Origin of the sequence: Allobosea sp. CCNWLY174 (genome assembly GCF_037120455.1) — a bacterium.
GTDB classification, from domain to species: Bacteria; Pseudomonadota; Alphaproteobacteria; order Rhizobiales; family Beijerinckiaceae; genus Allobosea; species Allobosea lupini.
On the sequence record NZ_JBBBBQ010000007.1, the window covers coordinates 34963 to 56172 of the forward strand.

The 21210-nt window shown below is 66.2% G+C and carries 16 protein-coding genes; 2 read left to right on the forward strand and 14 right to left on the reverse strand.

The window, feature by feature from the left end; genetic code table 11:
* Window positions 1–10: 10 nt before the first annotated feature.
* Window positions 11–736, forward strand: coding sequence for a uracil-DNA glycosylase (ung, locus tag V7S63_RS19575; protein WP_336531431.1), 726 nt, complete (start codon window positions 11–13; stop codon window positions 734–736).
* Between the two features lie 3 nt (window positions 737–739).
* Here the strand turns inward: ung and V7S63_RS19580 are convergent, their stop codons facing one another.
* The 11 genes from V7S63_RS19580 to V7S63_RS19630 all read right to left on the reverse strand — a co-directional run bounded on the left by V7S63_RS19580 (window position 740) and on the right by V7S63_RS19630 (window position 15059).
* On the reverse strand, window positions 740–1972 hold the full coding sequence (locus tag V7S63_RS19580) for a phenylacetate--CoA ligase family protein (RefSeq protein WP_336531432.1): 1233 nt from the start codon (window positions 1970–1972) through the stop codon (window positions 740–742).
* 29 nt (window positions 1973–2001) lie between these two features.
* Entirely contained in the window at window positions 2002–2676 is a 675-nt protein-coding gene (locus V7S63_RS19585) for a zinc metallopeptidase (RefSeq protein ID WP_336531433.1), read from the reverse strand.
* A 31-nt stretch (window positions 2677–2707) separates the two neighbouring features.
* A complete protein-coding gene (locus V7S63_RS19590) occupies window positions 2708–3553 on the reverse strand; it encodes an ABC transporter ATP-binding protein (RefSeq protein ID WP_336531434.1) in 846 nt (281 codons plus the stop codon).
* 157 nt (window positions 3554–3710) lie between these two features.
* On the reverse strand, window positions 3711–5039 hold the full coding sequence (locus V7S63_RS19595; protein ID WP_336531435.1) for an ABC transporter substrate-binding protein: 1329 nt from the start codon (window positions 5037–5039) through the stop codon (window positions 3711–3713).
* A 106-nt stretch (window positions 5040–5145) separates the two neighbouring features.
* Window positions 5146–6225 (reverse strand): branched-chain amino acid ABC transporter permease, encoded by a 1080-nt coding sequence (locus V7S63_RS19600; protein WP_091832597.1) that lies wholly within the window; start codon window positions 6223–6225, stop codon window positions 5146–5148.
* A gap of 11 nt (window positions 6226–6236) precedes the next feature.
* On the reverse strand, window positions 6237–7151 hold the full coding sequence (locus V7S63_RS19605) for a branched-chain amino acid ABC transporter permease (protein ID WP_091834258.1): 915 nt from the start codon (window positions 7149–7151) through the stop codon (window positions 6237–6239).
* A 202-nt stretch (window positions 7152–7353) separates the two neighbouring features.
* A complete protein-coding gene (locus tag V7S63_RS19610; protein ID WP_100959240.1) occupies window positions 7354–8169 on the reverse strand; it encodes an ABC transporter ATP-binding protein in 816 nt (271 codons plus the stop codon).
* The gene (locus V7S63_RS19615; RefSeq protein WP_442896486.1) at window positions 8166–10139 is read right to left on the reverse strand and encodes an AMP-dependent synthetase/ligase; all 1974 of its coding nucleotides are present in this window, start codon (window positions 10137–10139) and stop codon (window positions 8166–8168) included. Before V7S63_RS19615 ends, V7S63_RS19610 begins: the two co-directional genes overlap by 4 nt.
* A gap of 235 nt (window positions 10140–10374) precedes the next feature.
* The gene (locus V7S63_RS19620) at window positions 10375–11535 is read right to left on the reverse strand and encodes a cytochrome P450 (RefSeq protein ID WP_336531436.1); all 1161 of its coding nucleotides are present in this window, start codon (window positions 11533–11535) and stop codon (window positions 10375–10377) included.
* Between the two features lie 599 nt (window positions 11536–12134).
* Window positions 12135–12674 carry a GNAT family N-acetyltransferase gene (locus tag V7S63_RS19625; protein ID WP_336531437.1) on the reverse strand — a complete coding sequence of 180 codons (540 nt, stop codon included), beginning with the start codon at window positions 12672–12674 and terminating at the stop codon, window positions 12135–12137.
* 15 nt (window positions 12675–12689) lie between these two features.
* Window positions 12690–15059, reverse strand: a complete 2370-nt coding sequence (locus V7S63_RS19630; RefSeq protein WP_336531438.1) for an Orn/Lys/Arg family decarboxylase — start codon at window positions 15057–15059, stop codon at window positions 12690–12692.
* Between the two features lie 214 nt (window positions 15060–15273).
* Here V7S63_RS19630 and V7S63_RS19635 point away from each other — a divergent pair, with 214 nt between their 5' ends.
* A complete protein-coding gene (locus V7S63_RS19635) occupies window positions 15274–15915 on the forward strand; it encodes a glutathione S-transferase family protein (protein WP_336531439.1) in 642 nt (213 codons plus the stop codon).
* 45 nt (window positions 15916–15960) lie between these two features.
* Here the strand turns inward: V7S63_RS19635 and V7S63_RS19640 are convergent, their stop codons facing one another.
* From V7S63_RS19640 to V7S63_RS19650, 3 genes are all read right to left on the reverse strand, one after another.
* Window positions 15961–16635 carry a Crp/Fnr family transcriptional regulator gene (locus V7S63_RS19640; protein WP_100959233.1) on the reverse strand — a complete coding sequence of 225 codons (675 nt, stop codon included), beginning with the start codon at window positions 16633–16635 and terminating at the stop codon, window positions 15961–15963.
* A gap of 134 nt (window positions 16636–16769) precedes the next feature.
* Window positions 16770–17363: a LysE family translocator gene (locus tag V7S63_RS19645; RefSeq protein ID WP_336531440.1), complete on the reverse strand. Its 594-nt coding sequence runs from the start codon at window positions 17361–17363 to the stop codon at window positions 16770–16772.
* A 73-nt stretch (window positions 17364–17436) separates the two neighbouring features.
* Entirely contained in the window at window positions 17437–20991 is a 3555-nt protein-coding gene (locus V7S63_RS19650; protein ID WP_336531441.1) for an indolepyruvate ferredoxin oxidoreductase family protein, read from the reverse strand.
* Window positions 20992–21210: the final 219 nt, after the last annotated feature.

Below are 21210 nucleotides of genomic sequence, written 5' to 3' on the forward strand. Positions count from 1 at the left end.
TGAGATGACGATGAATGACCCGATCACGATGACATCGACGATGACCTATCGCGCCGCGCTCGATGCGTTTCTGGCCTCGCCCACCTCAGCCTCCTGGCGCGATCTTTCCGTCTTCCGCGACGGCACGGTGGCGCGCGCCTGCGCTGCCGTCGATGCCGAGCGCGCTGCCGGCCAGGTCGTGGCGCCGATGCCCGAACGCTTTCTGGCGGCGCTCACGCTGACGCCGCTGGACGATGTCAGGGTCGTTATCCTCGGCCAGGACCCTTACCCGACACCCGGCCATGCCAACGGGCTCGCCTTCTCCTATGTCGGACCGCCGCCGCTGCCGCGTTCGCTGGTCAACATCTACAAGGAGCGGGCCGAGGATATCAGCTTCGCTGCGCCTGCTGACGGCGATCTCTCTGGCTGGGCGAAGCAGGGGGTGCTGCTGCTCAACACCGCGCTGACGGTGCGCGAGGGCGCGACGCAGGCCGGCTCGCATCTCAAGCTCGGCTGGCGGGCGGTGACGGACTCGATCCTCGCGGCCGTCTCGCAGCGGCGACCGCATGTCGTCTTCATGCTTTGGGGATTACCCGCGCAGGCCAAGCGGGGCCTGATCGACGAGAGCAGGCATCTCGTCATCGCCAGCGCCCATCCCTCGCCGCTCTCGGCGCGGCGCGGCTTCTTCGGCTCGAAGCCGTTCAGCCAGGCGAATGACTGGCTGAAGGCGAAAGGGGAGGAGCCGGTCGCGTGGTGAGGGCTACCCCACCGGCCGCTCGTCGGCGATGACCTTGCCGTCATTCGGGAGTGCGCCGAGCGGCAGCACTTCGACAGCCCCCTTCAGCTTGGTGACCTGCTGCAGGGTCGAGGAGACCGCGTCGACGAAGCCCTTCGGCTCGGCATAGATTTCGGCCTTCAGCGTCATCGTGTCGAGTTCGTTGGCACGGCCGATGACGAGGCGGAGCTTGGCGATCTCGGCATGGCGGCGGGCGATCTCGGCGACCTGTTCGGGCCGCACGAACATGCCCTTGACCTTCGCCGTCTGGTCGGCGCGGCCGAGCCAGCCCTTGATCCTCGCATTGGTGCGGCCGGATGCGCTCGCCCCCGGCAGGATCGCGGTGAGGTCGCCAACCGCAAGGCGAATCTGCGGGTGATGCGGGTCGAGATTGGTGACGACGATCTCGCCGACCTCGCCCTCGGCGACAGGGTCGCCGGTGCCGGGGCGGACGATCTCGACGATCAGGTTCTCGTTCAGCACCATGCCGTCGCGGGCGCCGGTCTCATAGGCGATCAGCCCGATATCGGCGGTGGCGTAGAGCTGGTAGGCGTCGACACCGCGGTCGCGGACCCAGGCCTGGAGCGAAGGCGGGAAGGCCGCGCCCGAGACGATCGCGCGCTTCAGGCAGGAGGTGTCGACGCCCCGGCTGTCGGCGGCCTCGATCAGCAACTTCAGGAAGTCCGGCGTGCCGAGATAGGAGCTTGGACTGTAGGCGCCGATCACCTCCATCTGCTGCTCGGTGTTACCGGGCCCGGCCGGGATGACGGCGCAGCCGATGGCGCGCGCCGCCGAATCCATGATGAAGCCGCCCGGTGTCAGATGATAGCCGAAGGTGTTGAGAACGACGTCTCCCTTGCGGAAGCCGGCGGCGTAGAGGCCGCGTGCCGTGCCCCAGGGATCGCTGCCGACCCCCTCCGGCTCGAAGATCGGGCCGGGCGAGGTGAAGAGCCGGCCGAAAGAGCCGAGCGGCGAACCGACGAAGCCCCCGAAGGGCGGGCTGTCCTTGTGCAGCGCAGGCAGGTCGGCCTTGCGCAGCACGGGCAATTCGGCGAGCGCGGCGCGGTCGGTGACACCGGTCGGATCGACGCCCTTCAGATGCGCAGCATAGCCCGGTGTCGCCAGCGCAGCGGCGAGCACGGCCGGCAGTTTTGCGAACAGGTCGGCCTCGCGCCGCTCGGGCGGCCGGGTCTCGAGATCGTCGTAGTGCTCGCTCATCGCGCTTGCCCTTGGAAATGGTGCCCGGCCTATCGGCGCAGGATGCGAAGGAAATTGAGCAGTCCCATCAGGGAGGCCGCGACATAGGTCATCGCCGCGGCCCTCAGCACCCCGCGTGCCGCCGGCATGTCGTCCGGGTGCAGGTAGCCGTCCTGCTGGAGGATCGGGAGTGCCTTGCCGAAGCTGGCGTCGAATTCCACCGGCAGCGTCACGAGATGGACGACGAGCCCGATGCCGAGCAGCGCCAGCACCGCGGCGAACTGAGCGAAAAGCACGCCCGGAGCCCGCACCAGGATCATCACCAGCGGCGCGGTGACGAGCACTACCATCGCGACCTTGTCGACCTTGCCCAGCAGCCGGGCGAGGCTGGTGCGGATGTCGAACAGGCGGCTGCCCTGCGCATGCTGGAGCGCATGGGCGACCTCGTGGGTGGCGACGGCGACAGCGGTGATCGAGCGGCCGTCATGGTTGCCGGGCGAGAGCCGCACGGCACGGGCGTCGGGATCGTAGTGATCTCCCGCGGCGGTGATCTCCACGGGGATTGTTTGCAGGCCGAAACGATCGAGCAGATGGCGGGCAAGCTCGCCGCCGGTGCCGGGAAGGTCTGGCCTGTCTGCGGCGTGCCTGTCCATTTCGTAGCGGACCCAGAATTGCGGACCGTAGATGACGGCGACGAGAAGGACGGCGAGGACGACATAGAGCATGACCGTGTCGTGCCCGCCGATCCCGGCCTGACTATGACAGCCAGCGCTTGCGGCGCTTGTAGCTCTTGACCTCGCGGAAGGATTTCTTGTTACCCTCGGCGACGCCCAGGTAGAATTCCTTCACGTCCTCGTTCTCGCGCAGCATCTTGGCCTCGCCGTCCATGACGACGCGGCCGGTTTCCATGATGTAGCCATAGGTGGCGTAGCGCAGCGCCATGTTGGTGTTCTGCTCGGCGACGAGGAAGGAGACGTCCTCCTTGTCGTTGAGCCGGCGAACGATCTCGAAGATCTCCTCGACGATCTGCGGCGCCAGCCCCATGGACGGCTCGTCGAGCAGGATCATCTTGGGTTTGCTCATCATGGCGCGGCCGATGGCGCACATCTGCTGTTCGCCGCCGGAGGTATAGCCGGCCTGCGAGTTGCGGCGCTGCTTAAGCCGCGGGAAAAGCTCGTAGATCTTCTCGAGATCGCGCTTGATCGCGGCGTTGCCGTCGCGGCGGGTGAAGGCGCCGGTGAGCAGGTTCTCCTCGATCGAGAGATGGCCGAAGCAATGCCGGCCTTCCATCACCTGGATGCAGCCGCGGCGGACGAGCTCACTCGGCGACATCTTGTCGACGCGCTCGCCGTCGAAGACGATCGAGCCCTTGGTGACTTCGCCGCGCTCGGCCTTGAGCAGGTTCGAGATTGCCTTCAGCGTCGTGGTCTTGCCGGCGCCGTTGGCGCCGAGGATCGCGACGATGCCCTTGCGCGGCACGGTCAGCGAGACGCCCTTCAGCACCAGGATGACGTGATCGTAGATCACCTCGATATTGTTCAGCGACAGGATCGTGTCCGTCGCCGCGGTGGCTGCGGGCTTCTCGAGGGTGGCGGTCGACATTGAACCTCCAATCCTTCTCCCCTCGGGGGAGAAGGTGGCCCGGCGTCAGCCGGGTCGGATGAGGGACGGACGGATGAGGCGGTACAAGACTTCCCTCATCCGTCTGCTTCGCAGACACCTTCTCCCCCGGAGGGGAGAAGGATTGGCACTCGTCAGATCAGGACGATTTTTCGCAAGGCTCGGTGCGCTTGGGCCAGTTGCCGGCCTTCTCGACATAGTCCTTGGCGTTGGCCTCGATCAGCGGCCGGACCTCGTCCTTCATCGGCTCGATCCAGTCGCCCTTCTGGGTCCACTTGGTGCCGTCCCACTCGGCGACATAGGCCTTGTGGTGGCCGGAATGGTCGGTGCAGCTGACCTTCACCGGCGAGGCGAAGCCGGCCATGCCGATCTCCTTGAGGCGGGCCTCGTCGATATTCAGGTTCTCGAGCCCGCGGCGCATGTCCTCGGGGGTGATCACCTTCTTGCCGGTCAGCTTCTGGGCGGTGCGGATCGCCTCGACGACGAGCATCGAGTTGTAGACGCCGCGATTATAGAGGTTCTCGCCGACCTTCTCCTTCGGCGTCGTGCTCTTCCCCTTCTCGACGACATGCTTGAGGATGTCCTGGATCACCGGGAAGTTCTGGCCGGCCGCGTTGAAGTTCAGCGAGCGGTAGCCCTTGGCCTCGGCGCCGCCGGCGCGGGCGTCGTCGTCACCGCCGGCCCACCAGACGCCGACCAGCTTGTTGATCGGGAAGTTGTTCTTGATCGCTTCCTTCACCGCGGTCGGGTTCATCGCGCCCCAGCCCTGGTTGTAGAGGAAGTCCGGCCGGTCACGGCGGATCGAGAGCCAGAGCGAGCCCTGGTTCTGCATGTCGGCCGCGGCCACCGGATAGAGCTTGAGCTCGAAGCCGTATTTCTTGGCGAGGTTCTCGAGCACCGGGATCGGCTCCTTGCCGAAGGGCGCATCGAGATGGATCAGGCCGAGCTTCTTGCCCTTGAGCTTGTCCATGCCGCCGAGCTCGTTCGCCATGTGCTTCACCATGACCGAGGCGCCGTCCCAATAGGTCAGCGGCGGGATGAAGACCCAGGGGAAGTTGGTGCCGTCGGCCGAGGCCGAGAGGCCATAGGCCATCGACAGGATCGGCAGCTTGTCGACATGAGCGCGCGGGATCGCCGCTAGCGTCGCGCCGGTCGACCACGGGCTGTAGACGATGGTCTTCGACTTGACCTGCTCGTAGCACTCGATCGACTTCTTGGTGTCGTAGCCGGTCTCGCACTCCTCGTAGACGATCTTGACGCCGTTCACGCCGCCGTCACGCTCGTTGATCATCGAGATGTAGTCGCGCATGCCGTCGCCGATCGGGATGCCGGAGCCCGAGAACGGGCCGGTACGATAGGCGTTGTTGGAGAAGTAGATCGTCTCTTGCGCTTGTGCCGGGACGGCGATCGCTCCGGCGGCGAGAAGCGCGCCGACGGCGACGCTCCTGATGATGCTGCTCGTTTTCATAGGCCTTCCTCCGTGGTTGCCGGGTCCGGCCGAGCCGTCCCGTCTTCGCTTGCCCGCCGCTTGAAGACCGCGGCGAGTCGTTGTCCTTGGACCCTGCGCCCCGGTCTCAGTAGGGGAAGGGCCACGTCCGCAATTTCTGCTTCCCGATCTGCCAGAGCCGGGCAAGGCCGTGAGGCTCGAGGATCAGGAAGAGGATGATCAGCGCGCCGACCAGCATGAAGGTGACGTGCTCGGCCGTGGCGCCGCCGATCGGCACGCCCAGCGCCGGCAGGCCGAACTTCAGCGCCGTCGGCAGGATCGACAGGAAGGCCGCGCCGAAGAAGGACCCGATCAGCGAGCCCAGGCCGCCGATGATCACCATGAACAGGATGGTGAAGGAGAGGCGGATGGTGAAGACGTCGTTGGCTTCGCCGCCGCCATACCAGAGGAAGATCATCATCGCTCCGGCCACACCGGCGAAATAGGAGGAGACGGCGAAGGCCGTGAGCTTGGCGTTGAGCAGCTTGATTCCCATCAGCTCGGCGGCGATGTCCATGTCGCGCACGGCCATCCAGGAGCGGCCGAGCTTGCCGTGGACGATGTTGGAGGCGAACCAGGTCAGCACGACGACGAGCCCGAGGCAGACGAAATAGCGCGTCTCCGGTGTCGCGGAGGCGCCGGTGATCGGCAGGCCGAACAATGTGCGCTGCGGCACCTCGATCGCGCCGGAGGCGTTGTAGTTGAACAGCCAGGGCACACGCACGAAGGCCCATTGCAGGAAGAACTGCGCGGCGAGCGTGGCCACGGCGAGATAGAAGCCCTTGATCCGCAGCGAGGGCAGGCCGAACAGCACGCCGATCGCCGCCGAGAACAGGCCCGACAACAAGATCAGGACGATGATGTTCACGCCCGGGAAGAAGGTCGTCAGCTTGTAGCAGGAATAGGCGCCGACGCCCATGAAGGCGGCGGTGCCGAGCGAGATCAGCCCGGTATAGCCGGTGAGGATGTTGAGCCCGATCGCCGCCAGCGAGAACACCAGGAACGGGATCATCACCGAGGCGATGAAGAAGTCGTTGCCGATCAGCGGGATGCCGACGAGGGCGATCGCCAGGATGACGGCGATGCCGATCCGATCCTGCCGGAGCGGGAACACGGCCATGTCGGCGGCGTAGTTGGTCTTGTATTGGCCGGCTTCGCGGTAGAACACGGGTCAGCCTCTCAGATGCGTTCGATGATCTTGTCGCCGAACAGGCCCTGCGGCCGGAACAGCAGGAAGCCCAGGGCGATGAAATAGGCGAGCCAGCTCTCGATGCCGCCGCCGATCAGCGGCCCCCAGTAGAACTCGCCGAGCTTCTCGCCGATGCCGATGATCAGCCCGCCGACGATGGCGCCGGGGATCGAGGTGAAGCCGCCGAGGATCAGCACCGGCAGCGCCTTCAGGGCCACGATCTCGAGCGCGAAGGAGACGTCGGAGCGGGCGCCCCACATGATGCCGGTGATCAGCGCGACGATGCCGGCGGTGAACCAGACGATCACCCAGATCTGGTTGAGCGAGATGCCGACCGAAAGCGCCGCCTTGTGGCTGTCGGCCACCGCCCGCAGGGCTCTTCCGATGCGCGTGTACTGGAAGAACAGCGCCAGCACGGCGATCATCAGCGAGGCAATGATGGCGGCAGCGATGTCGATCTTCTGCAGCGAGACGATGCCGCCCAGGATCTTCAGGTCGATCGCGCCCTTGGGCAGATAGAGCTGCTCGGCGATCATCTGCTTGGGATTGCCGCCGAAGATGGCCTCGCCGAAGCCGATCAGGAAATAGGTGATCCCGAAGGTCGCCATGAACAGGATGATGTCGGGCTGGTTGACCAGCGGGCGCAGCACTACGCGCTCGATCGTCACGGCGAGGGCGAACATCACGCCGAGCGTCAGGATGACCGCGAGGAAGGCCGGCACGCCCTTCTCGTAGAGGCCGACCAGCGTCAGCGCCGCGAACACCACCATGATGCCCTGGGCGAAGTTGAACACGCCCGAGGCCTTGAAGATCAACACGAAGCCGAGCGCGATCAGCGCATAGAGCACGCCGGAGACGAGGCCTTCCCAGATCGTCTGGGCGAGCAGGTCCGGCGCCTGGACCATCTGGTTGAACGGATCGACGAAGATGCTGTGGATCGTGCCGGTCGGGTCGATGCGGGCGCCGATGAGCGCGGCGGCGACGAGGCCGACCACGATCAGGCCGGCCTTGACCCAGACATTGCCGAGGAGATTGGGCGCGGGCTGCGCGGCGATGTCGCTCATGCGCTCATGTCCTTTGCGCTCATGTCCTTGCTTGCGGCGGCCATCAGTGCGCCACTCCGAGATAGGCGTCGATCACGCGCTGGTCGGCCTTGACCTCGGCCGGGGTGCCGTCGGCGATCTTGCGGCCGTATTCGAGCACGACGACGCGGTCGGAGAGGTCCATGACCACGCCCATGTCGTGCTCGATCAGGGCGATGGTGGTGCCGAACTGATTGTTCACGTCGAGGATGAAGCGGCACATGTCCTCCTTCTCCTCGAGGTTCATGCCGGCCATCGGCTCGTCGAGCAGCAGGAGCTCCGGCTCCATCGCGAGCGCACGCCCGAGCTCGACGCGCTTCTGCAGGCCATAGGGCAGCTTGCCGACCGGCAATTTGCGGATGTGCTGGATCTGGAGGAAGTCGATGATGTCCTCGACCACCTTGCGATGCTCGATCTCCTCGTCCATCGCCGGCCCGTGGCGCAGCGCCTGCCAGAAGAAGCCCTTGCGCATCTTGAGGGTGCGCCCGGTCATGATGTTGTCGAGCGTCGACATGCCCTTGAACAGCGCGACGTTCTGGAAGGTGCGGGCGATGCCGGCGGCGGCGGCCTGGTGCGGCCTGACCTTGGCGCGGCGCACGCCCTTGTAGGTGATGCGGCCTTCCTGCGGATGGTAGAAGCCGTTGATGCAATTCAGCATCGAGGTCTTGCCGGCGCCGTTCGGGCCGATGATGGCGCGGATCTCGCCCTTGCGGATGTCGAAGGAGACGTCGCTGATCGCCTTCACCCCGCCGAAGCGCAGGGAGACGTTGTCGACCGAGAGCAGCACCTCGCCCTTGTGCGTGACCGGTTCGCCGGCGACCGTCATGGAATGCGCGTTCATGCCGCCTCCTTCGTCGCCAGGCTCGAGACCGGGTAAACCTTGGCGTCGGCGACCTTGACCGTCGCTGAGATCACGCCCTTGCGGCCGTCCTCGAAGGTCACTTCCGTCGAGATATCCGCTTGGGTCGAGCCGTTGTACAAAGCCTCGACCAGCGGGGCGTAGCGCTCGGCGATGAAGCCGCGCCGGACCTTCTGGGTGCGGGTCAGCTCGCCATCGTCGGCGTCAAGCTCCTTGTGCAGGATCAGGAAGCGCTTGATCTGGGCGCCGCCCATCATCGGCTCGGCCGCCAGCGAGCGGTTCACCTCGTCGACATGCTTGGCCATCATCTCGTAGACCTGCGGATGGCCGGCGAGCTCCTGATAGGAGGCGTAGACGACGTTGTTACGCTCGGCCCAATTGCCGACGGCGGTCAGGTCGATGTTGAGCGCGACGGTGGCGTAGTCGCGACCCTGGCCGAAGGCGACGACCTCCTTGATGTTCGGATAGAACTTCAGCTTGTTCTCGATGTATTTCGGCGGGAACAGCTCGCCGGAGTTGAGCTTGCCGACATCCTTGGCGCGGTCGATGATCTTGAGGTGCCCGCTCTCGTCGAAGAAGCCGGCATCGCCCGAGCGGACATAGCCGTCCTCGGTCATCGTCTCGGCGGTCTTCTCGTCGTCCTTGTAGTAGCCGCGGAAGATCGAGGGCGAGCGGTAGAGCACCTCGCCATTGTCGGCGATCTTGATCTCGACCTGCGGCGCCGGCTTGCCGACCGTGTCGGCCTTGATCTCGCCGTCCGGCTGCATGGTGATGTAGACGCCGGCCTCGGTCTGTCCGTAGAGCTGCTTCAGGTTGACGCCGATCGAGCGGTAGAAGCGGAAGAGCTCGGGGCCGATCGCCTCGCCGGCGGTGTAGCCGACCTTGATGTTGGTCAGGCCGAAGCGGTTGCGTAAGGGCGCGTAGATGATGATGTCGCCGAGCTTGTAGAGCAGCCGGGCGGAGAGCGGCACGGATTCGCCGTTCAGGATCTTCTCGCCATGCTGCTTGGCGACGCCGAGGAAGTAGTTGAAGACCTTCCGCATCAGCGGGCCGGCATCCTCCATGCGCACCATGGTCAGCGTCAGCATGGTCTCGAAGACGCGCGGCGGCGCGAAGGCGTAGGTGGTGCCGATCTCGCGGCGGTCGTCGACGACGGTCTCCGGTCCTTCGGGGCAGTTGACGCAGAAGCCGGCGATGATCGCCTGGGCATAGGAGAAGACATGGTCGCCGACCCAGGCGATCGGCAGATAGGCGATGATCTCGTCGCTCTCGTTCAGGCCGTCGAAGCTGCAGCCGATCTCGGCGGCGGTGATGACGTTGAAATGCGTCAGCATCACCCCCTTGGGCCGCCCGGTCGTGCCGGAGGTGTAGAGGATGATGGCAAGATCGTCGCTCGCGCCCTGCTCCATCTCGCGGTCATGCGCGGTAGAAACCGTGGTGTCCTTGAGCGCGGCGCGCCCGGCCTCGATCACGTTGCCGATGTCGTGCAGCTTGGCATGGTCGTAATCGCGCAGGCCGCGGGGCTCGTCATAGAGCATGTGGCGCAGGGCCGGCAGCCGCTCGACGACCGAGAGAACCTTGTCGACCTGCTCCTGGTCCTGCACGCAGGCGAAGACCGCCCCGGCATGGTCGAGCACATAGGCCATCTCGTCGGCGACGCTGTCGGCATAGACCGGCACCGGGATCGCGCCGAGCCATTGCGCCGCGGCCATCGACCAGTAGAGGCGCGGCCGGTTGTAGCCGATGATCGCGACCTTCTCGCCGCGCTTCAGGCCGAGCTGCTCGAAGCCTTTGGCATAAGCGCGGACCTGCTCGGCCACCTCGGCCCAGGTCCAGGACTGCCAGATGCCGAGGTCCTTGTGCCGGAACGCGACGCGTGCGCCGCGCTCCCGCGCATTGCGCAGCAAAAGCTTGGGAAAGGTGTCCGCCCGGCCGGCGGCTGCGCTTGCCACGATATCGTCTCCACCCTGTCGCCCCGTCTGTCGCGGGTTGTCGGGGCCTTGCGCCCTTTTGCGATCATGCAAGCTTTGCAGGTGCCTCGACGCTGTGCAAGAAGCCACTTGACAGACAAGACGCATTTGGGGCGCTATTGTCCCGCCGAGGTTTGGCCTGCTCTACCCGAACCGGTGTTTCTCAGGCAGTTTCGAGAGTTTGCGGCCCCCGATCGTGCAGGAGGCCGCGTTGCCGTCACACGAAACGGATCGGCGCGCTTTCACTCAAACGCGAGAAGCGCGGCAGGAACCGTGTTTCGCCGATCCTGACAGGTTGCGGCCCGCCACTGACCAGCAGAGCGAGCACGGCCTCTTCGGCGAGCAGCGAAGCGAGCTGCCGGCCGAGGCAGCCATGGCCGCCAACGCCGAAGGCGAGGTGCCGTTTCGCTGGCCGGGCTGGATCGAACCGCGTCGGCTCTTCGAAGGCCCATCCATCCAGATTGCCCGACGGCCACCACATCGTCAATGAAGTGCCGGCGGCAATCGTCTCGCCGCGCCAGACGATGTCCTCGGCCGCCATCCTGGCGGTGAGGATCGTTGGCGAGGTCAGCCGGAATGCCTCCTGCACCGCATCGGAAAGCGTGTACTGTCCGGCCGACAGGTCGAGGCGCAATTGCTCTTGTTGCATCAGGTAGTCGAGGACGCAGAACACGCCCGAGATCGTCGTTTCGACGGCGTCGAATGCAAAGCCTGCGACCAGATCTGCAGCCTTGGCGGCGCTCCCCGACGGCAATCGCGCCGCGATGTCGCGCATCAGCCCTGATTGGCCCTCGGATTCGAGCTCGTGCAGCAGCCGCAGCAGGCCGCGCGCCTCCCGGTTCGCGGCGGCGAGCCTGTCCGGCGCCGGCGCGAAGGACAATTGCTCGCCGATGACGGCTATTGCAAAGCCGATCCGGCCTGCCTGTTGCTGGTCTATCCCAGCAAGTGCACAGAAGGCGCGGGCCGAAAGCGGTGCGACGAAGTCGCGGACCAGGTCCGGATTCGCTGCGCCGAGCAGGTCCCGGCGCGCCGCATCGGCCAGATGCCGGATCGTGGGCCGCAACGCCTCGATCCGCTGGGCCGACAGCCCGGCAATGACCGCTTGCCGCAGGCCGCGATGTTCGGGCCCCGCCAGGGTGAACAGGCCCCAGCGCAGCAAGGCGTGGATATCGGCCTTGTCCGGGCCGAGACCTTCGGGCGGGAAGGGATGGCCATCGAGGCGCGGGTCGCGCCCAAGCGCGAAGAGCGCCTCATAGCCCAGTACGGACAGGCCGCCGGTCGATGCGAAGAGGCCGTCGCCGGTAGCGAGGGCAGATTGGAAGAAGGGTGCGGGATCCTGCCAGAAGGCGGGATCGGCAGGCAGTTCAAAGGCGTGCATCTTGGTTCGCTTTCGTCATCAAGGCAGAATCGATCGCGCCCGCTCTCGGTGAGGCGGGCTGCGGACGTGCGCTCGATGAGGTCAGCGAAGCCGGATGGATGCGGTCATGGCGCCGAGCTACCATACTCCGGCCTCGGGGTGAACCTGGCGGGGCGATGCGGGTGGAAGGCAGCGCCTTCGATCTGCCGCTTTCGAACCGGAAGCTCGATTCGGGGACTGGCCAATGCGTGCTCTTGCCTCGATCGCGATGCTGCTCGCCGCGGGCGCCACGCAGACGCATGCGCATCGGGCGCCGGGCGGCTGGGACTATCCGTTCGAATGCTGCTCCGAGGCCGATTGCGCGCGGATCGATCCAAGCGAGGTGCGGGAGACTCCGTCCGGCTTCGTCGTGACGATCATGCCCGGTCGCCATCCGATGTGGGCCAGCGAGCGCCCGCCAGCCGGCCGTGCTCGACATCCCCTATCAGAAGGCCCGTCTTTCGCCGGACGGCTTCTTCCATCTCTGCATGAACGATGCGGGCGAGTTGCTCTGCTTCTTCTCACCGGGTGGGGGATCGTAGTGCTGATGTCGGCAACGGGTCGCAAGCCGACATTCCGCCTCACCCAATCGGCTGCGTCGCACCCGGCCCCAGCGATCTCTGCACCATGACGCTGTCGGACCATTTGCCATGGCGATAGGCGACGCCCGGCAGCAGGCCGACCCGGACGAAGCCGAAGCGCTCGTGCAAGGCGAGCGAGGCGCCGTTCTCGGCGTCGATATAGCCGATCATCTGGCGAAAGCCGGCGGCAGCGCAGGCGTCGATCAGCGCCTGCATCAAGAGCCGTCCGATGCCGCGGCCGAGATGCTGGTGATGGACGTAGATCGAGTGCTTCACCGTGAAGCGATAGGCCGGCCGCTTGCGGAACAGCACGACATAGGCATAGCCGACGACCTCGCCGCCGCGGGTCGCGACCAGATGCGGCAGCTTGCGGCTGCGCAGGTTCTTGCGCCGGTCCTTGAGGTCGTCGGGCTGCGGCGTTCCGGTATCCTCGACGCCGGCCTCGATGCCATGGCGGATATGCCGGCGATAGATCGCCAGCATCGGCTCGACATCGTCGTCGCGGGAGGGGCGGATGATGATCGGTAGCTCGCTCTCCATATGCCGTCGCGATCCTCAACCCTGCGCCTGCTCGCTGACGACATAGGTGTGGAGCCGCACCCGCCCTTCGGCATCGACCTCGCGATAGACGCCCTGGATCTCGACATCGAAGCCGGGGAAGAGATTGAAGCAGGCCTCGAACATCTTGAGATAGTCGATCATCGGCTTGGCCCGCTCGGTCAGGCGCTCGCCGGGGACGATGGTCGCGATGCCCGGCGGGTAGACGACGAAGGGGGTCGTCGCGATCCGGCCGGCGATGGCGTCGATCGGCAGATAGTCGACGTCGTTGCGAGTCAGGCAGCGCGCCGCATCATGCGGCGACATCGCCATCTCCGGCAGATGCTCGGGCGAGAACTGCCGGTTCTGCAGGCCGCTGACGTCGTGGTCGCGGAAGAAGCGATGCATCTGTCCGCAGAGATCGCGCAGGCGCACGCCGCCATAGCGGCCCGGCCGGCGCCGGTAGAACTCGGGGATCGCCTCTTCCAGCAGGGCGTTGTCGTCGTGCAGCTTCTTGAAGGCGACCAGTCCGCTGATCAGCGTGCCGGCCTTGCTGGCCTCGACGCCCGGCGTCAGCAGGAAGAGCAGCGAGTTGAGATCGTTCTTCTCGGCGACGATCCGGTTCTCGCGCAGGAACTGCGCCACAACCGGCGCCGGGATGCCATGCTCGGCGTAGGTGCCGGTCTCGCGGTCGAAGCCGGGCGTCAGCAGGGTCAGCTTGTTGGGGTCGGTGATGGCAAAGCCCGGCTCCATCTGCGTGAAGCCATGCCAGTTGGCATCCGGTGCGAGCTGCCAGTAGGCGGGGTTGCTGGCGAGCTGGTCGGTCGCCACCATCTCCCAGGCGACATCATGGACGGCGCCTTCGCGCGACGCGTCGGCGATCGTGACCCGGTCCGGCACGAAGGGCTCGAAGAACCAGCGCCGCTCCGGCCTCGTCTCCTTCTCCTCGAATTCCCGGCGGACAGCCCGGATCTTCTTGCGCAACTCGATGCCGAGCCGGATCGTGTCGTCCCACAGCACCTCGCCGGAGCGGCCCTTCATCATCTGCGCGCCGACATCGAGCGAGGCGAACAGCGGATAGAACGGCGAGGTCGAGGCGTATTGCATGAAGCTCTCGTTGAAGCGCCGGTGTTCGACCCGCCGCTTCTGGCCCTTGATGTGCCGGTCCCTGATATGGATCTGCGAGGCCTGGCTGAAGCTCGCGAGCTGCTTGTGCGTCGACTGCGTCGCGATGATGCCGGGCGAGTCCGGCCCCAAGCCTGTCAGCCCCATGGCGAAGCGCCCGGCATAGAGCGGGTGGAATTTCATGAAGCCGGCCCAGGCCTCGTCGAAGAGGATATACTCGCAGAGGTGGCCGATCTTATCGAGGATCATCTGGGCCGAGTGGATCGTGCCGTCATAGGTGCACTGCTCGACCACGGCGACGCGGAACGGGCGCGGCTTTGTCCAGGCCTCGGCATCCTTGACCAGCGGATTGGTGCGAATGCGCTCGCGCAGCGCCTCCTCGTCGAAGCTCTCCCAGCGCATCGGCCCGATCAGGCCCCAGGCATTGCGGGCGGTCGGGATGTAGACCGGTATACCGCCGGCGATCAGCAGTGCGCCGTGATGGGCAGCCTTGTGGTTGTTGCGGTCGAACAGGACGAGGTCGCCATCGGTGACCAGGGCTGCGAGCGCGACCTTGTTCGAGGTCGAGGTGCCGTTCAGGACGAAATAGGTCTTCTCGGCCCCGAAGATCTGCGCCGCTTCCTTCTGCGCCTTGAGGGCCGGGCCCTCATGGGTCAGGAGGTCGCCGAGATCGAGCACGGAATTGTCGAGATCGTCGCGGAAGACCGCCTCGCCGAGATGCTCCATGAAGACCCGGCCGATCGGGCTGCGGCTATAGAACACGCCGCCATTATGGCCCGGGCAGGTCCAGAGATGGTTGCCCTCCTCGGCATAGTCGACGAGCGCGCCGAAGAACGGCGTCTTCAGCGTCTCGGCATATTGCTTGAGGCGGCTGATCAGGCTCTTGGCGATGAAGGGCGGCGTCTCCTCCGAGAGGAAGATGTAGCCGTCGATGAAGTCGAGCACCTCGACCGGCACGTCCTCGAAGCGCTTGCGGCGAATCAGCAGGATGATCGGGAAGTCGAGGCCGCGCCGGCGCATCAGGTTGATCAGCGCGGCGGTCTTGCCTTCCAGGCCCTTCTTGCCCCAGTCGACCACCATGCAGCCGATGGCGGCGTCGGTCTGGACGGCGATCTCGGCATCCTCGAGCTTGCGCGCCTTGACCACCTCGAAGCCCGACCGCTCGATCTCGTCGATGATCTGATTGAAGCGGATGCCCTCGAGATCCTCGGCATCGAAGTTCGGCGTCGCGAACAGGAAGGTGAAGCGCCTGAAATAGTCCATGCCGGCTCCGCTGGGCGTGAACCCCAACCATTGGGCGATTTATGCGACAATTCGGCGACCATCGAGCCGGCTAGGTTCGGACAGTGCCGTCGCTGCTGCCGCAATCGGTAAGTGCGGACGTTTGCGAACCCAGCCGGGATCGTGAGCTTGACCGCTGCAGGTCGGGAGCCTGACAAATGGCGCCCCAGACGATGACCGAATTGGTAGCTCCGAGATGCTACGTCTTCACTATTATCCCGGGTTCATCAGCCTCGCCACGCACATCGTCATCGAAGAGATCGGCTTGGACTATGAGCTGTCGTTCGTGAACCTGCACAAGGGGCCGAACAGGAGCCCGTCTTATCTCGCGCTGCATCCCGACGGCCTTGTCCCCGTGCTGGAAGACGGCGATCTGGTTCTCTACGAGAGCGTCGCCATCATCCTTCATCTCCTCGAAAAGACAGGCGGCGCATCGCTATTGCCCGAGCAGGGCAGCGCTCTCAGGCCGCAGTTCTACAAATGGCTGATGTGGCTTTCGACTGCCTTGCACGCCAATCTGTCGCTCTATTTACACCCCAGCAAGGTTGCGGCTTCTGCGGAAGCGCAAGCCGAGGTGAGGGACGCAGCCGAGCAACGCGTGAACGCCCAGTTCGACCGTGTCGAGGAGGAATTGGCGCGGCATGGCGGTGCCTGGCTCCTGGGCGACACCTATACGGCCGCGGACGCCTATCTCTTTACGCTTGCCCGCTGGTCGCGCGGCATGCGTCGACCCGCCGTCAGCCGACAGCAACTGGGCGCTTATCTGCAGCGCATGATCGCCCGGCCAGCCGTGCAGCGCGCCCATGCGCAGGAGCACATCCCGCAGCCTTGGGTCTGAGGCTTCGAGGCCCCGGAAGCGGACCTTGCTTCCAGCGAGCGCCATCTACCCCTCGTAGCGCGCCAGCCGCTCCAGATCGAGGATCGTCACCTCGTTGTGGCCGATCTTGATGAAGCCGAGCTCGGCCAGCCTGGCGAGGCTCTGATTGGCCATCTGCCGGGAGATGCCGGCGAGCAGGCCGAGCTCCTCCTGGCTGATCGTCAGCGTCCGCTCGTTGTTCGGATAGAGGATCGGGTTGAACAGCCAGGCGAGGTTGCGGGCGAGGCGACCGGTGGCGCCCAGCATGCGGTCGTACTCGGCGAGCCCGATGAACTGGGCGAGCCGCTCGTTGAACTGGTGCACTAGGAAGCGGTTGAAGGCGGCCGAATGCTCGAACAGCCAGAGGAAGGTCTGGCGCCGCATCAGCGCGACCTTGCTCTCGCGCAGCGCAACGAGATCATAGCGCCGCGCCTCGTTCTTGATGATCGTGCCCTCACCAAACCAGGCGCCGCCGCGCAGTCCGGCGAGCGTCGCCGATTTGCCGCTGCGCGAGGTCGTGCTCATCTTGAGCAGCCCGTCGGCGACGCCGGTCCAGGATTCCAGTCGGTCGCCGACATGGCAGACATAGGCGCCCTTGCCATAGGCCTTGAGGCTGGTGCCGCGCCGGGCTTCCTCGAACTCCTCCGGCGTGAGGTCGTTCGACCAGGCGGCGATGCGGCGCAGCTCGTCCTCGGAAATCAAGATTCGCCGGCCCCTCGCATGCGCTCGTCGCGCACTATGCGGCCCGGTTCATCGCAAACTCAAGTCAGGCGGGCTGTCGTGCGGCCTGCGCCGATCCCCAGGTGCATCGTGCGTCGCTTCCACGGGATGGCCCCTCAGGACCTGATTGCGGCGGCGAGCGAGGCGAGCAGCAGCGCCGCGAAGATCAGGTTGACGATGCGGTTGCTGCGGGGATCACGGAACAGGCCGGTCAGGCCGGAACCGGCCAGAAGCCAGCCGAGGTTGACCGTGGCGATCACCAGCAGCAGGAGGCCGATCTTGAGGCTTGCATCGAGCGCCGGTTGCTGCGGCAGCAGCGTGAAGCCGGAGAACAGCGCGGCCATGGCCGCATAGCCCTTGGGATTGACCAGCGAGAGCGTGAAGCCGGCGGCGAAGGAGGGAGCCGCCGCGTCGCTGTTCGTCTCGGCCAGCGGCGGCGCCGTCGCGATCCGGAAGGCGAGATAGAGGAAATAGAGCGCCGACAGCACCGTGACGACCGGTGCCAGGCCCGGCAGCGCCAGGACGACGGCGACGACGCCGCTCGCCGTCAGGGCCATCACCGCGAGCATGCCAAGCGTGATGCCGGCGCCATAGGCTAGGCCGCGGCGAGTGCCGAAGGCGGCGCCGGTCGCGGTCAGGCTCAGGGTCGCCGGCCCGGGGCTGCCGGTGAGCGCAACGCCGGCGAGGAGGAATCCGGCCAGCCCATCCATGTCGTCCTCCGCAGCCCTGAGCGAGCGCAGAGGACACCAGGGGAGCTATCGGCCGTCTTGAACGTTCGTGCGGCTACTCGGCTGCCTTCGGCATCGCCAGCACCTGCGCCGACCCGTCACGCAGGCGCTTGAGGAGGTCCGCCTCCTCGGCCTTTGCCGCCGTGAGATGGCGCTCCTTGACGTGGCCGAAGCCGCGGATCTTCTCAGGGATCGCGGCCAGCGCAACGCAGAGCGCATGGTTCTGCGGCGAGAGCTTGCCAAGGATTTCGGCGACCAGCGCCTCGTAATCTGCGATGAGCCGGCGCTCCGTCTTGCGTTCCTGGGTGTAGCCGAAGACGTCGAAGGCGGTGCCGCGCAGGCCCTTCAGCTTGGCCAGCAGGCCGAAGGCGCCCAGCATCCACGGCCCGAAGCTCATCTTCCGCGGCAGGCCGGTATTGGGATCGCGCTTGGCCAGGAGGGGCGGTGCGAGGTGGAATTCGAGCCGCAAGGGCTCACCCGAAGCGCTATCCTGCTCGAAGGTCGCGGCGAGCTGCTTGCGGAAGGCGCCGTCGCTGTAGAGCCGGGCGACCTCGTACTCGTCCTTGTATGCCATCAGCTTGAAAAGATAGCGCGCGACGCTCTCGGCCAGTGCGCTCTGGCCGGGAAGCACGCCGGCCTCCTTGGCGCGGACCTTCTCGACGAGATCGCGATAGCGCGCCGCGTAGGCCGGGTTCTGGTAGCTGGTGAGGAAGTCGACGCGCCGGGCGATGATCTCGTCGAGGCTCTGCGAGAGCTGGCGGGCGTCCGTCGGCGCCTTGGCCTCGGCGAGCGCCGCGAGCAGGGCCGCCGGGTCGTGCGCGGCGCGGCGGCCGAGCTCGAAAGCCTGCTTGTTCATCGCCACGGCCTCGCCGTTGAGCTCGATCGCCCGCAGCAGCGATGTCCGCGAGAGCGGCACGCCGCCATGCTGCCAGGCGTAGCCGAGCATGAACATGTTGGCGGCGATGGCATTGCCGAGGAATGAGACGGCTGCGGCCGTCGCATCGACGAGATGGGTGCTGTTGCGCCCGGCGGCCGAGACGATCGAGCGCTTCAATCGCTCGGTCGGCAGCGAGAAATCGGCGTTGCGGGTGAAATCGCCGGGCATGGATTCGGCGGTGTTGACCACGACGGTCGAGCGGCCCTGGCGGATGGCGCCCAGCACCTTCTTCGAGCCGGTGACGGTGAGGTCGCAGCCGAGCACGAGATCGGCCTGGCCGGCGGCGACGCGGATGGCGTGGATCTCGTCCGGGGTCGGTGCGAGACGGACATGGCTGAAGACCGCGCCGCCCTTCTGGGCGAGGCCGGCCATGTCGATCATGCCGCAGCCCTTGCCTTCGAGGTGGGCTGCCATGCCGAGGATCGCGCCGATTGTGACGACGCCGGTGCCGCCGACGCCGGTGACGACGACAGCGAAATTGCGGTCGAGCGCTGGCACCCTGGGCTCGGGCAGATCGCTTGCGCCGAGCGCGGAGGCATCGAGAGTGCGCGGCTCCGCCTTCTTCGGCCGCGCGCCATGCACGGTGACGAAGGAGGGGCAAAAGCCCTTCACGCAGGAGAAGTCCTTGTTGCAGTTCGACTGGTCGATCTGCCGCTTGCGCCCGAACTCGGTCTCGAGCGGCTGCACCGAGACGCAGTTCGACTTCACGCCGCAGTCGCCGCAGCCCTCGCAGACCAGCTCGTTGACGATGACGCGCTTGTCCGGATCGGGATAGGCGCCGCGCTTGCGCCGGCGGCGCTTCTCGGTGGCGCAGGTCTGGTCGTAGAGCAGCAGCGAGACGCCTGACGCGGTCGCAAGCTCGCGCTGGACGGCGTCGAGATCGTCGCGGTGGTGCAAGGTGGTGCCGGGTGGCCAGACCGTGCCGGCCGGGTACTTGTCCGGATCGTCGGAGACCACGGCAATGCGCGAGACGCCCTCGGCCGCGACCTGGCGCGCCATCTGGTCGGGCGACAAATGCCCTTCCGCTTGCTGGCCGCCGGTCATCGCGACGGCGTCGTTGTAGAGCAGCTTGTAGGTGATGTTGACGCCGCTCGCGACGGCCCAGCGGATCGCGAGCGAGCCGGAATGGGTGTAGGTGCCGTCGCCGAGATTCTGGAAGACGTGGCCGCGCCTCGAGAACGGGGCTTCGCCGATCCAGTTGGCGCCTTCGCCGCCCATCTGGGTGAAGCCGGTGGTGTCGCGGTCCATCCACTGCACCATGTAGTGGCAGCCGATGCCGGCATAGGCGCGCGAGCCCTCGGGCACGACGGTCGATGAGTTGTGCGGGCAGCCCGAGCAGAAATACGGGGTGCGCTTGGCGACTTCCTGCGCCTCGGCAAGCCGGCCCTGCGCCGCGGCGATCTCTTCGAGCCGGGCGCGCAGAGCCGGATCGTCCTGATACTGCAGCAGCCGGGCGCCGAGCGCGATGGCGATGTCGTTGGGATCGAGCGCGCCATGGACCGGGAAGAGCCACTCGCCCTGCTCGTCCTTCTTGCCGATCACCATGGGCTGGTGCGCGGTGCCGTAGAGCTCCTCGCGCAGCTGGACCTCGATCAGCGAGCGCTTCTCCTCGACGACCATGACGAGGTCTAGTCCTGCGGCGAAGTCCTGCAGTTCCTGCGGATCGAGCGGCCAGGGGCAGGCGATCTTGAACAGGCGGATGCCGAGATCATTGGCGCGGACCTCGTTGAGGCCGAGCTCCTCCAGCGCCTGGCGCACGTCGAGATAGGATTTGCCGACGGTGATGATGCCGATGCGCGGCGTCTGCCCACCGGAGAGGATGGTCTGGTTGAGCTTGTTGGCGCGCAAGTAGGCGAGGATCGCGGCGCGCTTGTACAGGTGCAGGCGCTTTTCCTGGTCGAGGAAATCGAGCTCGCGGCGGATGCTGAGGCCGCCCGGCGGCATGACGAAATCATCGGGGATCGCGATGCTGACCCGGTCGACCGAGCCGTCGACCGAGGCGGTCGATTCGATGTTGTCCTTGACGCATTTCAGGCCGACCCAGACGCCGGCGAAGCGCGAGAGCGCAAAGCCGTGTAGGGAATAGTCCATGATCTCCTGGACGCCGGCCGGATTGAGGATCGGCATCATCCGGTCGACCAGGACGAACTCGGTCTGGTGAGCGTTGGTCGAGGATTCCGCGGTGTGGTCGTCGCCGAGCAGGCAGAGCACGCCGCCATGGCGCGAGGTGCCGGCCATGTTGCCGTGGCGGAAGACGTCGCCGGTGCGGTCGACGCCGGGGCCCTTGCCGTACCAGAGCGCGAAGACGCCGTCATATTTGCCCTCACCGGAGAGCTCGGCCTGCTGCGTGCCCCAGATCGCGGTGGCGGCGAGGTCCTCGTTGAGGCCGGGCTGGAAGACGATATTGGCGGGCTTGAGCTGCTTGGCGGCCCGCTGGAGCTGCTGGTCGAGCCCGCCGAGCGGCGAGCCGCGATAGCCGGAGACGAAGCCGGCGGTGTTCAGGCCCGCACGCCGGTCGCGTTCGTGCTGGACCAGCAGCATGCGGGCGATGGCCTGCGTGCCGGTCAGGAAGATCTGCTGCTTGGAAAGGTCGTATTTGTCGTCGAGCGCGACGGCTCTGAGCTCCGGCTCACTCGCCGCGTGGCCTTGCGAAGTCTGCTGCGTACCGGCCATGGCCGACCTCCCGACGATCGCGCACAAATCGACTATAGGGACCGGTAGCGCCGGTCACCAATTCGTTATTATGTCAGCAAGGCTGTCATAACTGACGTGATATCGTCAAATCACCCTGGGGTGATTCCAGAGTGGCGGAGACCGCTCGCGCCGCGATTTGGCCGCCTTTGCGGGCGATGCCGGCAGGGCTGACGGCACGGGATTGCAAGGCTAGGCGCG

Excerpts from the sequence above, each read along its gene's own strand:
- ung (WP_336531431.1), top strand. The coding sequence starts at position 11 with ATGAATGACCCGATCACGATGACATCGACGATGACCTATCGCGCCGCG.
- V7S63_RS19580 (WP_336531432.1), bottom strand. The coding sequence starts at position 1,972 with ATGAGCGAGCACTACGACGATCTCGAGACCCGGCCGCCCGAGCGGCGC.
- V7S63_RS19585 (WP_336531433.1), bottom strand. The coding sequence starts at position 2,676 with ATGCTCTATGTCGTCCTCGCCGTCCTTCTCGTCGCCGTCATCTACGGT.
- V7S63_RS19590 (WP_336531434.1), bottom strand. The coding sequence starts at position 3,553 with ATGTCGACCGCCACCCTCGAGAAGCCCGCAGCCACCGCGGCGACGGAC.
- V7S63_RS19595 (WP_336531435.1), bottom strand. The coding sequence starts at position 5,039 with ATGAAAACGAGCAGCATCATCAGGAGCGTCGCCGTCGGCGCGCTTCTC.
- V7S63_RS19605 (WP_091834258.1), bottom strand. The coding sequence starts at position 7,151 with ATGGTCCAGGCGCCGGACCTGCTCGCCCAGACGATCTGGGAAGGCCTC.
- V7S63_RS19610 (WP_100959240.1), bottom strand. The coding sequence starts at position 8,169 with ATGAACGCGCATTCCATGACGGTCGCCGGCGAACCGGTCACGCACAAG.
- V7S63_RS19620 (WP_336531436.1), bottom strand. The coding sequence starts at position 11,535 with ATGCACGCCTTTGAACTGCCTGCCGATCCCGCCTTCTGGCAGGATCCC.
- V7S63_RS19625 (WP_336531437.1), bottom strand. The coding sequence starts at position 12,674 with ATGGAGAGCGAGCTACCGATCATCATCCGCCCCTCCCGCGACGACGAT.
- V7S63_RS19630 (WP_336531438.1), bottom strand. The coding sequence starts at position 15,059 with ATGGACTATTTCAGGCGCTTCACCTTCCTGTTCGCGACGCCGAACTTC.
- V7S63_RS19635 (WP_336531439.1), top strand. The coding sequence starts at position 15,274 with ATGCTACGTCTTCACTATTATCCCGGGTTCATCAGCCTCGCCACGCAC.
- V7S63_RS19645 (WP_336531440.1), bottom strand. The coding sequence starts at position 17,363 with ATGGATGGGCTGGCCGGATTCCTCCTCGCCGGCGTTGCGCTCACCGGC.
- V7S63_RS19650 (WP_336531441.1), bottom strand. The coding sequence starts at position 20,991 with ATGGCCGGTACGCAGCAGACTTCGCAAGGCCACGCGGCGAGTGAGCCG.